Annotated in this window: 10 protein-coding genes and 1 pseudogene; 1 reads left to right on the forward strand and 10 read right to left on the reverse strand. The window is 29.4% G+C overall.

What is annotated here, in order from left to right:
* Genes AJN69_RS06930 through yajC form a run of 10 tightly spaced genes read right to left on the reverse strand, consistent with a single transcriptional unit; the run spans position 1 to position 12,453 of the window.
* On the reverse strand, positions 1–2,937 hold the full coding sequence (locus tag AJN69_RS06930) for a DEAD/DEAH box helicase (RefSeq protein WP_070288238.1): 2,937 nt from the start codon (positions 2,935–2,937) through the stop codon (positions 1–3).
* The gene (locus AJN69_RS06935; RefSeq protein ID WP_002861809.1) at positions 2,937–3,332 is read right to left on the reverse strand and encodes a polymer-forming cytoskeletal protein; all 396 of its coding nucleotides are present in this window, start codon (positions 3,330–3,332) and stop codon (positions 2,937–2,939) included. Before AJN69_RS06935 ends, AJN69_RS06930 begins: the two co-directional genes overlap by 1 nt.
* The gene (locus AJN69_RS06940; RefSeq protein ID WP_002861810.1) at positions 3,269–4,171 is read right to left on the reverse strand and encodes a M23 family metallopeptidase; all 903 of its coding nucleotides are present in this window, start codon (positions 4,169–4,171) and stop codon (positions 3,269–3,271) included. The genes AJN69_RS06935 and AJN69_RS06940 overlap by 64 nt, the downstream gene beginning before the upstream one ends.
* Positions 4,158–5,318, reverse strand: a complete 1,161-nt coding sequence (locus AJN69_RS06945; RefSeq protein WP_070288239.1) for a folylpolyglutamate synthase/dihydrofolate synthase family protein — start codon at positions 5,316–5,318, stop codon at positions 4,158–4,160. The genes AJN69_RS06940 and AJN69_RS06945 overlap by 14 nt, the downstream gene beginning before the upstream one ends.
* Complete coding sequence (locus AJN69_RS06950) at positions 5,308–6,705, reverse strand: hypothetical protein (protein ID WP_044779153.1); 1,398 nt, start codon at positions 6,703–6,705, stop codon at positions 5,308–5,310. Before AJN69_RS06950 ends, AJN69_RS06945 begins: the two co-directional genes overlap by 11 nt.
* On the reverse strand, positions 6,689–7,201 hold the full coding sequence (gene lptE / locus AJN69_RS06955; RefSeq protein ID WP_070288241.1) for an LPS assembly lipoprotein LptE: 513 nt from the start codon (positions 7,199–7,201) through the stop codon (positions 6,689–6,691). Before lptE ends, AJN69_RS06950 begins: the two co-directional genes overlap by 17 nt.
* On the reverse strand, positions 7,198–9,627 hold the full coding sequence (gene leuS / locus AJN69_RS06960) for a leucine--tRNA ligase (protein ID WP_002880809.1): 2,430 nt from the start codon (positions 9,625–9,627) through the stop codon (positions 7,198–7,200). The genes lptE and leuS overlap by 4 nt, the downstream gene beginning before the upstream one ends.
* A gap of 9 nt (positions 9,628–9,636) precedes the next feature.
* Complete coding sequence (secF, locus tag AJN69_RS06965) at positions 9,637–10,608, reverse strand: protein translocase subunit SecF (RefSeq protein ID WP_002858025.1); 972 nt, start codon at positions 10,606–10,608, stop codon at positions 9,637–9,639.
* On the reverse strand, positions 10,608–12,188 hold the full coding sequence (secD, locus tag AJN69_RS06970) for a protein translocase subunit SecD (RefSeq protein ID WP_070240191.1): 1,581 nt from the start codon (positions 12,186–12,188) through the stop codon (positions 10,608–10,610). The genes secF and secD overlap by 1 nt, the downstream gene beginning before the upstream one ends.
* Positions 12,181–12,453, reverse strand: coding sequence for a preprotein translocase subunit YajC (yajC, locus tag AJN69_RS06975; RefSeq protein ID WP_002786346.1), 273 nt, complete (start codon positions 12,451–12,453; stop codon positions 12,181–12,183). The genes secD and yajC overlap by 8 nt, the downstream gene beginning before the upstream one ends.
* On the opposite strand from yajC, the pseudogene AJN69_RS06980 reads away from it, so the two are divergent.
* A pseudogene (locus AJN69_RS06980) lies at positions 12,426–13,752 on the forward strand (apolipoprotein N-acyltransferase). The gene yajC and the pseudogene AJN69_RS06980 overlap by 28 nt on opposite strands.
* Positions 13,753–13,789: the final 37 nt, after the last annotated feature.

Raw genomic sequence — 13,789 nt, forward strand, 5'->3', positions numbered from 1 at the left:
TTAAGCCTTTCTTAAATGCGTTAAAATTGCCTCTAAAATATCATCATCGTCTTTGCTTTTTGCTTTGATGAGTTCTTTTTCATCATTTAAAGCAGTAAATTGAATATTTTGCTCATAGTTGCTAATACTTTTAAATTTATTTAAAGCTAAAATTTTAATAATAATCAAAGATAAAAATTGCTTAGTATAAACATCAAGTTTTCCAAAGCGATCTTCAATTTCACCTTCGATCTCATAAACCTCATGAACTTGCTCACACTTGCTAAGTCTTCTATAAAGTTCTAATCTTAGGCGATCTTCGCTGATAAGCTCACTATTTAAAAAGGCATTAACATTGAGTTTTAAATCAAGTTTATTTTCTTTTTGATCCACTTCATTTTTACTTAAAGCATTAAGTTCATCTTCTAACATTTTAAGATATAAACTATATCCAATTTGCTCGATATGTCCACTTTGATCTACGCCTAATAAATTTCCACCGCCACGAATTTCAAGATCATGATAAGCCAAAACAGAACCTGCGCCTAAAAAAGAATTGCTTTCTAAAGAAACTAGACGCTTTAAAGCATCTTTTGTGATAGCATTTTTATCTTCGATTAAAAAATAACAATAACCTTGCTTATCACTTCTTCCTACACGCCCACGCAATTGATGCAAATCAGCCATACCAAAACGATCGCTTTTTTCTACTATGATAGTATTTGCATTAGGTAAATCAATCCCACTTTCTACGATAGAGGTGCTTAAAAGCAAATCATATTCTTTGTTTTCAAATTTCAACATTTCTTCTTCTTGCACCTTGGCATCGATTTTAGAATGTAAAATCAAAATACGCAAAGTAGAAAAAAGTTCTAATAAATGTTTTTTGCATTGCTCTATACTTGCAATATGATTATGAATATAAAAAATTTGCCCACCACGTCTTAACTCTCTTGCTATAACTTCTTTTAAAAGCGCGTCATCATTTTCTTTAACAAAGGTTCTTACATCCATCCTATCTTCTGGTGGAGTTTGCAAAACACTATAAGATTTTATAGAGCTTAAAGCTTGATTTAAGCTTCTTGGTATAGGAGTTGCTGACATAGATAAAATATGTGAATTTTGAGTGATTTCCTTAAGCTTTTCTTTTTGCTTCACTCCAAATTTATGCTCTTCATCAATAATAACAAGAGCTAAATTTTCACATTCTACACTTAAAAGCGCATGAGTTCCTACAACTACACAAGCTTTATTTTCTTTTAAATTTTGTAAAACTTGTTTTTTTTCTGCACTACTTGTAAAGCGATCAAGTTTAAAAACCTTTATACCAAAAGGATCAAAACGCTTTTTTAAGGTTTTATAATGCTGATGAGAAAGCAAAGTTGTAGGCGCAAATAAAAATGCGCAAAATCCACTTTTAACCACTGGATAAATAGCATTCATGGCAACTTCAGTTTTTCCAAAACCCACATCACCGCTTAAAAGCCTATCCATGACTTTTCCACTTTGAAAATCTTGCAAAATTTCATGACAGGCTTTATCTTGATCACTTGTATAATTAAAACCTGCACTAGCTATAAAATCAGCTTGTCTATTTAAATCCATTGTGATTTTTTTTGCTTGCACCAAAGATCTTTTAGCGGCCATAATAACAATTTCAGAAGCTATAGCTAAAAGTTTAGTTTTTAATTTTTCTTTAAGTTTAATAAAACTTGTTTTACCTAGTTTATCTAAGCTTGGAATAGATCCACTCACACCCAAATATTTATCAATCAAATAAAGATTTTCCACTGGTAATAAAAGCTTATCAGAATTTTGATACTCTATAGCAACAAACTCTTTTTTTGCTCCGCTTATCACTATCATCTCAAGACCTAAAAATTTGCCCACCCCATAATCTTCGTGCACTATATAATCCCCATTTTTAAGCTCATCTATAATCAAACTAGCTTTTTTTCTTGTTTTTTGTTTTTCTTTTTGATTTAAAGAAATGATTAGCTCTTCAGGACTAATAAGATTAAGCCTTAAATCACTTTTTATAAAATGGATATTTTGAATATCTTCAAGCTCTAAAGCTTTAAATAAAGCTTCGTTTTTAGCTAAAAGTGTGATTTTTTTATTTTTATGAAATTCAAAAAAATCTTTATTGTAAGAACTTTGCAATTCTTTAAATTTTTTAGCTTGAGGTAAAATTTTTGCATTCACAAAACTTATATCTTTTTCATATTCGTTAATATTAAACTTTTCACAAGCTAAAAAATCAAGTTCTAAATAATCAAAAAAATCATCAATACACCAAAACCCTAAAGAATTGATATCATGTATTAAAGTATCACTTTGAAAATCTTCTAATTTTTCTTTAAAAATTTCATAATTTTCTTTGTCAAAATATTTTAAAAAAGGACAAATTTCAAAATGTTCTAGTTCATTAGGAATAGACTTTTGACTTTGCAAATCAAAATATCTTATGCTTTCAATCTCTTCGCCAAAAAGTAAAATTCTAATAGGATTTTCTTCATTGATACAAAAAATATCAATAATATCCGCACGAATTGAAATTTCACCTTTATCCTGAACTATATCTACAAATTCGTATCCCAATCTTGAAATTTCATCTTCAAAACATTTCAAATCAAAATTTTGTTTTTTATCGATATGATAATTTTGTAAATGTTTTTTTGAAGGAAGTTTTTTTAAAACAGTATTTAAAGGAGAAATAAGGATTTTTTTTTCTTCTTCTTTATGATAAGCATTTAAAATCTTGCAAAGATTAAAAAGTTCTTTGGAAAAAGCCCTTAAATCATCTCCAAACTGCGCTCTAAAATCAGGTAAAACAAAGGTTTTTAAACCCTTAAATCGTGAAACTTGAGCGAGCAAATCTGCTTGTTTTTCATCTTTACAAAGCAAAAGTTCACAAATTTTTGGATTTTGTAGGTATTCATAAAATGAAGCTTGCATTATTCTTCGTTGTTATTTTCAATAAGTTTGATAGTATCTTCTTTAATTTTACTAGTTCCATTAAAGCGACCGCCATTTTCTATAGAAATTTTTTGCGTTGAAATATCGCCATTAACAACTCCGCCCGCTAAAATTTCTAAACTATTGGCCTCAAGTTGCCCTTCAAAATACCCATTTACTACAATTTTATCTGCTTGTAATTCACCTTTTAAATTTCCATTTTTTCCGATAACTACAATACTTTCAGAATGAATAATACCACTTAACTCTCCATCGACATGAAGCATAGAAGCAAAATAAAATTTACCCTCAATTCTCGCACCTGAAGAAATTACTGTTGTTTCTGAGCTAGGACTGGATGTTGGGCTGATACCGCCTTTATTAAAGATTGCCATGGAACTCTCCTTTCTTGATTAAAAAAATCATTCATATTTTTTCTTTGCAAATTTAAAAAATACAAAGGTTCTAAAGTTTTATTAATAAACCTTACCTCATAGTGCAAATGCGGTCCCGTAGAAAGACCTGTATTGCCACTATAACCTATCAACTGCCCCTTGCTAACAAATTGACCTGCTTTGACTACTTCTTTGCGCATCATATGAGCAAATACTGTTTTAAAACCAAAATTATGCAATAAAATTACATTATAGCCATAGCCATTATCACTATAACCTGAAAATTCCACTACTCCACTTGCTGGTGCATAAATAGGAGTACCAATTTCTGCTCTTAAATCAATGCCGGGATGAAATTCCCTTCTTTTTAAAAGCGGATGCTCTCTCCAGCCAAAATTTCCTGTAATGCCTTTATTTTCAATAGGCCATCCATTAGGAATTTGCCCCAAAATTCCAAGCTGCTGCTCATTGGTAAGCTGAAGATTATCAAGTCTTGCACTAATTGTAAGATTATTTTCTGCTTCTAAGCCCAAAGCCTCTTCAAAAGAAGCTATTTTATCTTCTATAGCTGCATACTGCTGAGTTTTTTCTTCTATGCTTTTTTGCATTTGCGAATTAGATAATTCCAATTCTTTGCTTTTTTTCAAAAGCTCCTCACGCTTTTCACTGATATCACTAAGTTTGCTATCGAGATATTTGATATAAAAACCACTAAAAACTAAAAATAAAACAATAAAAGCAATAGTATAAAAAACTATTTTTTTGATTATTTGATTTAAATAAAAATGTCTTGAACCGTTAATATCTGTAATGGTAATAGTGAATTTATTTTTTACCACACCACTCCTTTAAAAAATTTTCTACCAGCATAAAAGAGCCAAAAACTAGATTTTTTTTATTTTCTTCTAATTTTACAAATTCTTTACATTGTATGCCTAGCTTTGATGCAATACTATAAATTTCATCATCAGCCAGCTTTCGTTCTGCACTTTTATATTTATATATTTGTATTGTATCAATAATAGGCTTTAATGCATTTAAAATTTGAAAAATATCCTTATCCAAATAAGCATTATAAATAAGATTTATTTTTTCTCCTTGAAATTTATCAAGCATAGCCTTAGCAGCCATGGGATTATGACCCACATCAACAAAAAAATTTGGAGAAATTTCTTGGCATCTTCCTTGTAAATTTAACTCTTGTAACTTTTTTAAAGCTTCTAAGGTTTTTTCTTGCGAAGTTAAAATTTCACAAGCCTTTAATGCAAGCTTTAAATTATGCTTTAAAAAACAAGGTAAAACAAACTTTTTACAATAAATCTCAAAATTTTCTTTCAAAAAAGGATTTAAGGAAGAAACTTGCAAATCAGCTTTTTTTAAAAAAGCAATTTTTTTTGCTAAGTTTAAAACATTTTGCTCTTGCTCATCACTTATAAGTGCTATAGGTGCCATAATTTTAAGCTTGGTTCTTGCAATATCTTCTAAAGAATTGCCCAAAATTTGAATATGGTCAAATCCAATTCTTGTAAAAATATTCATTCTTCTTTCAAAAACAGAAGTAGCATCATATTCTCCACCCACTCCTGCTTCTAAAACAATGAAATCGCATTTTTGAAATAAAATCATAGCTAAAAAAGTAGCATATTCGAAATAACTTAATTTTTGCAAGTCTTGTTTAAAAATTTCTTCAAGTCTTATATGAGCTTGTTCTAATTCTTCATCATTTGCAATCTTACCATCAAGATAAAATCTTTCATTAAAACTAAAAATGTGGGGGCTAGTATAATGCCCTATTTTATAATTTAAATTTTCTAAAAGTTGGGTTAAATATCTACCTGTACTACCTTTACCATTTGTGCCTATAAGTTGGATTATAGGAATATTTTTAAAACATTTCTTATATTTTTCATACATTCTAAACATCAAAAAACGGTCAATTTTATCGTAATTTATACTTTTTTGGGCTAAAAAATTCTCAACTTTCATTATATTGCTCATTAACCGCTGTAATTTGCTTTATTAACTCGTCTAAAATATTAATACTTGGCTTACTTTGCTTATCAAGATAAGCCACTTGAATTTTAGGAGTTATAATATCTTGCTTATAAATAAATCTAAAATTTTCTATAGTTTTAAGATTTGTATTTACAAGCTGTGTAATTTCATCTTTACTTTTTCCTGGCGAAACAATCAAATAACTCTTTTCATCTATCATCCACAGTTCATCAAATTCGCTACAAGAATCTTTTAAAATTTTTTTAAATCGAACAAAAATTTCATTCAAACTTCCCATACCATATTTTTCCATAATGAAACGGTAATTTACTATAGAAAATAAAGCTAAAGAATAATTAACTTTATACTTATTAAAATTTTCATCCATTTTATCAAGCTCTTTAAGAACACTCCAAGCCTCTCTCTCCTCCAAACTTTGCGTGAATTCAATTTGATTATTTAAAGATGTAATTTTTTCTCCAAGTTGTTTAAATTTTAGTTTTAAATCCTCAAAACTAAGTTTTACTTCCCCATTTTCATCTGGTTTTAAGGTATTAATAAAATCCATGTTTTGTTCATTCGATTTATTAAGCAAAACAAGCAATTCATAGATTTTTTTTAGATTATCATTAAAAAAATTTAAATTTTTTTGGACATACATATTATCAACCATTATGCGATGATTGATAAATTCCATTAATTCGTTCTTAAAATTTTCTTCGCCTATTATAAAAGGTTTTTGTGTTAAATTTTGTATAAAACCTTGAATTTTTAAATCTTCCACCAATGAAGGATTTAAACCCAAGCATAATAATTCACTAAAGTGCTCATAACTACGCTCTTCAAGTTTAACTAAGAGTTTTTTAATCACGCTATCATAATCATCATATTTACTAATGCCATATTTACGAGCTTGTTCTTCTAAATTATTTTCATCATAATTTCTTTCAAGCTCTTTCCATTTTTTGGTAAGCAAGTAAATACTTTCACTATCCATAGTTTTAGAAATTCTAATCGAAGTCACCTTAGCCAAATCTCTTATCTTTTTATCCTTACTTATTTGCAAAGTTTTAGATATGGTATATAAAAAATCAAAAAATTCACTAAATTGTTTTCCGCTTTGTCTATTTAAAACAGAAATTAAAAAACTAATTAGTTCTTCTAAACTTCTTATAGTTTTAGAATTTAATTCTTGTTGATAAATCGGTAAAAGTAAGGTTTTGTATTTGTCAAGTTTAGCTTTATTTGAGCTTGTGATACCATATTTTAAAGATAGTTCTTCAAAAATTTCCGTATAATTTTCAGGAGTTGGTTTTAGTTTTCTTTCTTTTAATGCAATTAAAGTTTGCTTTGCTATTTCATTAGTATTTGGAATCACGTTTTTGCCCTTTAATAGCAATTACGGAAATAAACTCATCAAATGCCTCGCTTGAAGCTGCTCGAATAGCCTCATACCTTGCAGAATCACTAATAATACTATTTGGAGAAATTTCAAAATTATAACTTCCACTTGTACCAAAAGCCTGACTTGAACCATCTTTAAAGACAACATTAAAATCTAAATTTAATTTAGCTTTATAACTAATGACATAGCCATTTTTATCATAAGCTAAAGGAATAAATTCTAAATTATTCATTTTAACATTGATTACATCATCTGCCTCGTGTTTTAAAGCAAGTTTACGCCCTAATTTTGAAATTACCATTTCTTTTAAAGTATCGGCAACATAGATACTATTTTTTGGGTCTTGTTGACTTAATTCAACATTAACATAAACCTTCTCATCGAAAATATTATTAGCGATTTTTGATGTAGGAACATATCCACAAGCACCTAAAAATAAACCTATACAAAAAATTAAAATCTTTTTCATTTAATCACTAGATTAACTAGCTTTCCTTCCACATAAATTTCTTTAACTATACTCTTACCTTCAAGCCATTTAGCAGTATTTTCTTTTGCAAAAGCTAAAATTTCTTCTTTACTCGCACTACTTGAAATTTCAAATTCAGCCCTTTTTTTACCATTAATACTTACAGCTAAATTTAAAGTATCTTTTACAAAAACCTCTTCTTTAAGTTCTAATTTTTTGAAATTTTTACATTTAAAAAGCTCCTCGCTAAGCTCAAAACAAACATGAGGAATAATAGGCTCTAAAATATTTAAAATAATATAAAAAGCCTCTTGCTCCAAAGCTTCATTTTTGCAAAGCGCTAAAGCATTTAAAGCTTCCATGCAAGCTGCAATTAAAGTATTGAAAGCAAAACTTTGATGATAAACTTCAAAAGATTTTTTCAAAGCTTCATATACCTTTAATCTTGCATATTTTTCTTCTTTATTTAAATTTTCTTGTTTTAATTCTACAAGCTCACCTTTTTTAACATTTTGCGCCCTATCATAGAGTTTGCAAATAAATCTATAAGCCCCTTCAACCGCATCATCATTCCATTCAAGCTCTTTAGCCGGAGGCGCAGCAAAAAGTATAAAAAGTCTTGCGGTATCAGCACCGTATTTTTCTATAATCTCATCAGGATCTACAACATTGCCTTTTGATTTTGACATTTTAGCACCATCTTTTAACACCATACCCTGAGTTAAAAGTCTATCAAAAGGTTCATTTTGTGTTAAATAACCTAAGTCTCTTAAAGCTTTTTGGAAAAATCTCGCATAAAGTAAATGCAAGATTGCATGTTCAATACCACCTATATATTGATCCACACTCATCCAATACTTTACACTTTTTTCATCTAAAGCTTTTTCCTGCCAAGTTCTCTCATCACTTGCAAAACGTGCAAAATACCAAGAACTTTCAAAAAAAGTATCTAAAGTATCACTTTCTTTTTGAGCCTCTTTGCCACATTTAGGACAAATACAATTTTTCCAAGTTGGATGTTTATCAAGTGGATTACCCTCACCTGTAATTTGCACATCTTCAGGTAAGATAATAGGTAAATTTTCTAGTTTTTGAGGCACTATACCACAAATTTGACATTTAATCATAGGAATAGGCGCACCCCAATATCTTTGGCGTGAAACACCCCAATCACGAATTTTAAAATTTACAACCCTTTTTCCTATATTTTTAGCTTCAAACTGAGAAATGATTTTTAATCTTGCCTCATTACAATCAAGATTATCAAACTCTTGGCTATTAATTAATTTTCCTGATTTTTGCGTATAAGGTAAATTTTCTTGAGTTTGAATAACTTGTTTGATGGCAAGATTATATTTTGTTGCAAATTCAAAATCTCTTTCATCATGAGCTGGAACAGCCATAACCGCTCCACTACCATAATCAGCCAAGACAAAATTAGCCACCCACAAAGGAATTTTTTCTCCGCTTAAAGGATGAATGGCATAAATTCCTAGAAAATAACCTTCTTTTTCAGAACTTTGTCTTTCTCTTGGGCTTTGATTTTGAATAGTTTTGATTTTATTTAATACATCTTGATTTAATAAATTTTGCGAAAGCAAATTTTGAACAATTTTATGTTCTGGAGCTAAAGCGATATACGAAACTCCATAAATTGTATCTGCTCTTGTAGTAAAAACTTCTAAAGAACTTTCTTTGGTTTTTTGCTTGCTTTCTTCGTCTAAATTTAAAGAAAATTCCAAACCTTCGCTTTTACCAATCCAATTTTCTTGCATAGTTAAAACTTGATTAGGCCATTTATCTTTTAATTCTTCTAAATCTTTTAAAAGTTCCTCAGCATAAGCAGTGATTTTTACATAATAACCTGGCATTTTTTTCTGCACCACTTCATGACCACAACGCCAACATTTTCCGTCTTCAACTTGCTCATTAGCCAAAACCGTTTGATCTTGTTCACACCAATTTACATTTGCTTCTTTAGTGTAAATCAAACCTTTTTCAAACATCTTAATAAAAAATTCTTGCTCAAATTTTGTATAAAGTGGATCTGAAGTAGCAAGCATTCTTTTTTTAGAAAAAGAAAAACCTAAAGAAAAAAGTTCTTTTTTCATATAAGCTATATTTTCATAAGTCCATGACTTAGGATGAATTTTATGTTTAATAGCTGCATTTTCAGCAGGCATGCCAAAACTATCAAAACCTATAGGATGTAAAACATTAAAACCTATCTTGCGATAATATCTTGCCAAAGCATCACCTATAGTATAATTTCTTACATGCCCCATATGAATGCGTCCACTAGGATAAGGAAACATCGATAAAATATATTTTTTAGGCAAATTTAAGTCATCTTTTGGCTCAAAATATTCATTTTCATCCCAAATTTTTTGCCATTTTTTTTCTATTAAACTTGCTTCATAAGCCATAAATTCTCCTTACACAGTTCCTTTTTCATACATTGCACGATTGCGTTCTTTATCTTGTTTTCTTTTTGCTTTTTCAATTTCTTTATTTCTAAACTCAAGCACACTAAATTTAAACCATAATAATGTCGGACTTGCAACAAAGATAGAGCTTAAAGTTCCCGCTATAATACCTACAATTAAAGCCAAAGAAAATCCTTGTATCATTTCCCCGCCAAAGAAATAAAGTATCACAACGGTTGCTAAAGTCAACCCTGAAGTTAAAACCGTTCTTGATAAAGTTGCTGAAACACTTTCATTAATAATAGGTGCAAGTTCGGTTTTTTTACTTGTTTTAATACCTTCTCTGATTCTATCAAAAATAATAATTGTATCATTCAAAGAGTACCCAAGCACAGTTAAAACAGCAGCCAAAGTATCTAGATTGACATCAATTTTAAATAAAGAAATTGCTCCTAAAGTAATCACAACATCATGAATTTCACTGATTATAGCCGCAAGAGCAAAACGCCACTCAAAACGCAACGCTATATAAATTAAAATTGCTATCAAAGATACAGCTATAGCCATAAGTCCTTTATTTCTAAGTTCATCACCTACTTTTGGTCCTACCACATCAGCACGACGCACCTCAAATTTTCCCGTATCCTTTAAAAGAGTGCTTATATGCTCGCCTATATCATTGCTTACATTATCATTACTTCCTAAAAAGCGTATAGTTACTTCTTCATTGCTTCCAAACTCAGTTACAGATAAATTTTGAAAAGTTCCTTGATTTTCTAAAATTTCTCGAATTTGCGTTATAGGAGCTGCATTTTCATATTTAAGCTGAACTAAAGTTCCTCCGCTAAAATCAATGCCATATTGTAAACCCCTATCCCAAAGTAAATAAATAGAACCAAAAAACAAAATAAAAGAAAGGGAAATAGCAGCAAAACGCATTCTCATAAAATCATAAATTTTCTTTTCGCTAAAAAACTGCATTATCTTCTCCTATAGCCAAACCAAAATCTTGTATTATTATTTTTTTCTATGCGTTGCATAAAATAATCAAACATTCCGTGAGTTCCTAAAATAGCTGTAATCATAGAAACAACGATACCAATTCCCAAAGTCACAGCAAAACCTTTAACTGCTCCTGTTCCATAGGCATAAAGTGCTACCGAAGTAACTAAAGAAGTGATATTTGAATCTATAATCGCACTCATAGCATTTTTATAACCTTGTTCTATACTAACTCTTATATTTACTCCATCTCGCAAGAGTTCTCGTATACGCTCATTGATAATCACATTTGCATCTACTGCCATACCCACAGTTAAAACAAGTCCTGCCATCCCTGGTAAAGTTAAAGTTGCTCCAAACATAGCCATAACAGCAACTACTACCAAAACATTAACTAGCATTGCAATATTTGCAAAAATTCCTGCCACACCGTAATACATCATCATAAATACTACAATAAAAACCGATGCACCGATTAAGGCTATCATACTCATTTTAATACTATCAGCACCTAAAGATGGTCCTATGCTTCTTTGTTCAAGTAATTTTACAGGCGCAAGCAAAGCTCCACTTCTTAAAGCTACCGCCACATCGCGTGCTTCTTCTTGAGTAAAAGCTCCACTGATTTGCCCACTACCTCCGCCTATGCGTTCATTGATAGATGGAGCAGAATATACTTTATTATCAAGTACAATAGCAAGACGCTTTCCAACATTTGCTCCTGTATAATCAGCAAATTTTTTAGAACCCTCGGCATTTAAAGTAAAATTAATCACAGGATAATTACTCTTATCACTAATCCCTACTCTAGCATCAGTAAGCATAGATCCATCTAAAATAGGTATACTTTTTAAGGTATATTTTAAATTTGGATTTCTAGAATCAGGCACTAAAATCAGTCCATAACTCGCAGCCTCAGCGTCGCTCATTGTGGAAGCTTGACCCATTTTAGAATCATCAACTTCCATAAGTTGTAAATGTGCTGCTTTTGTGATGCGTTCTTTTGCTCTTAGTTCATCTTCTTTGGTTTTAATCCCTGCAAGTTCAACCAAAATCTTATCATTACCTTGTTTAGCAACTGTTGGCTCTGCTAAACCAAATTGATCAAGCCTATTTCTTATGGTTTCAACTGCTTGCAAAAGTGCAAAATTTTCTATATTTTTTACTTCTTCTGAGGTAAAAGAAATTTTATAGTGCATATTTTCACTTTGTATATTAATTCCTTTTATTTCTTTAAGCAAATTTTCAACTTTTGCAATATCCGCATTATCAAGCAAAGTAAATTCTAAAATATCATCATGGGTATTTAAGCCGTCATTTAAAATATTTTCTTTATTAAAAGAATAACTCAATGAAGATGCAATTGATTTTATTTTAGATTTTACAGCTTCTTCATTATCTACACCTAAGAGCATATAAAGCCCACCTTGCAAATCAAGCCCTAAATTAATCTTCACACCACGTTCTGACTGCAAAAAAGAAGGGAGTGAAAAAGCCACTCCAAAAATAAATACCGCTATAAAAATAATCAAGCGATAATTGATTTTAGAATTACGCATCAATTTTCTTTGCTATAAATTCTCTTGAAATTTTTGCAGTAACATTGTCTTCATTAAGCTTAACTTTGATAAAATCCTCCTCTGGTTTTACGACTTCACAAATAAGTCCGCCATTAGTGATGATTTTATCTCCTTTTTGCAAAGACTCAAGCATTTGTTTATGTGCTTTTGCTTGTTTTTGTTGCGGTCTGATCACCAAGAAATAAAAAATTGCAAATAACACTACAAGAGGTAATAATGAAGTTAAAATTGAATTTTCTGCCATATTTTTCCTTTATTCCAAAAAAATTAAACACTAATTCTATCATTTTTAAAATAATAAAAGTCTTTTTTATTGCAATTTTACTTTCAAATTCTATTTATCTATCATTTTTTGAAAATATTTTTACACAAACCATTAGCCCATTTTTAGCTATTTACGGGTTAGTTTTACTTCTAAAAAGTAAAAATTCTAAACAATATTTTTGGATAGGTTTTTTTGTAGGGATTCTTTGGTTTTGGTGGATTGGTTTATCTTCAATTTATTTTAATCTAAACTATTTAGTACCAATTATACCAATTATCATTGGTTTTATTTATGGACTACTTTTTAGATTATGTTATTTATTAAAATTTGATTTTTTAAGACTTTGTGGAATTTTTTGCATAAGTTTTATCCATCCTTTAGGATTTGATTGGCTTAATTGGGGAATTTTTACAGTTTATGGTTTTTTTGACCCAAGTTATCGTGGTATTATTTGCATATTTTTAATAGCATATTTCATCTATGAGGGTTATATATCAAGATATTATAAAATAGCAATTGTTCTTGTTTTATTCTTTAGTGGATTTCAATATAATGAAAAACAAGCTCAAACTCTTAATTTAAACTACAAACTCATCAATACTAATATCTCTCAAGATCAAAAATTTTTACAAGAAAATTTAAAATCAAATTCTGATATCCTAATTCAAGATATATTTCAAGCTATAAATGAAAAAAAAGAACTTGTAATCTTGCCTGAAACCGCTTTTGCTTTTGATTTAAAAAATACCAAATATGAACTTATGCTTAAAGAATTATCTTATAAAATTACCATTATTACGGGAGCATTTTATACTGAAAAAGAGCATACTTACAATAGCACGTATATCTTTAAAAAAGGCAATGTCTATATTTTAAATAAGCATTTTTTAGTTCCCTTTGGTGAAGAAATTCCATTTTTTAAAGACTTAATAAAAAAATATTTTCTTAAAAATATTGAAGAATTTTCCCAAGGTCCTATACAAAGCAAATATAAATTAGACAATCAAATTATTACAAATGCAATTTGTTATGAAGCTACCAAAGAACAAAACTATCAAAATTCACAAATTATTATAGCTCTAAGCAACAATGCTTGGTTTAATAATAGCAGCGAATACAAACTCCAACAACTCTTAATGAAATTTTATGCAAGTAAATATGGGGTTAGTGTTTATCATGCTACAAATGGTAAAGAGAATATAGTTATACTCCCTAAAAAGCTTTTAAGTAAAGATTGGAAAAAATTTATCCAAAGAAATATTTAATGATAAAAAATAATATTAAAATTTTAATTTTAAAGTAATTTAAGTTATTT

It is taken from the genome of Campylobacter sp. BCW_4338 (assembly GCF_001763255.1).
Lineage (GTDB): Bacteria > Campylobacterota > Campylobacteria > Campylobacterales > Campylobacteraceae > Campylobacter_D > Campylobacter_D jejuni.

Excerpts from the sequence above, each read along its gene's own strand:
- yajC (WP_002786346.1), bottom strand. The coding sequence starts at position 12,453 with ATGGCAGAAAATTCAATTTTAACTTCATTATTACCTCTTGTAGTGTTA.
- AJN69_RS06945 (WP_070288239.1), bottom strand. The coding sequence starts at position 5,318 with ATGAAAGTTGAGAATTTTTTAGCCCAAAAAAGTATAAATTACGATAAA.
- AJN69_RS06935 (WP_002861809.1), bottom strand. The coding sequence starts at position 3,332 with ATGGCAATCTTTAATAAAGGCGGTATCAGCCCAACATCCAGTCCTAGC.
- secF (WP_002858025.1), bottom strand. The coding sequence starts at position 10,608 with ATGCAGTTTTTTAGCGAAAAGAAAATTTATGATTTTATGAGAATGCGT.
- secD (WP_070240191.1), bottom strand. The coding sequence starts at position 12,188 with ATGCGTAATTCTAAAATCAATTATCGCTTGATTATTTTTATAGCGGTA.
- lptE (WP_070288241.1), bottom strand. The coding sequence starts at position 7,201 with ATGAAAAAGATTTTAATTTTTTGTATAGGTTTATTTTTAGGTGCTTGT.
- leuS (WP_002880809.1), bottom strand. The coding sequence starts at position 9,627 with ATGGCTTATGAAGCAAGTTTAATAGAAAAAAAATGGCAAAAAATTTGG.
- AJN69_RS06930 (WP_070288238.1), bottom strand. The coding sequence starts at position 2,937 with ATGCAAGCTTCATTTTATGAATACCTACAAAATCCAAAAATTTGTGAA.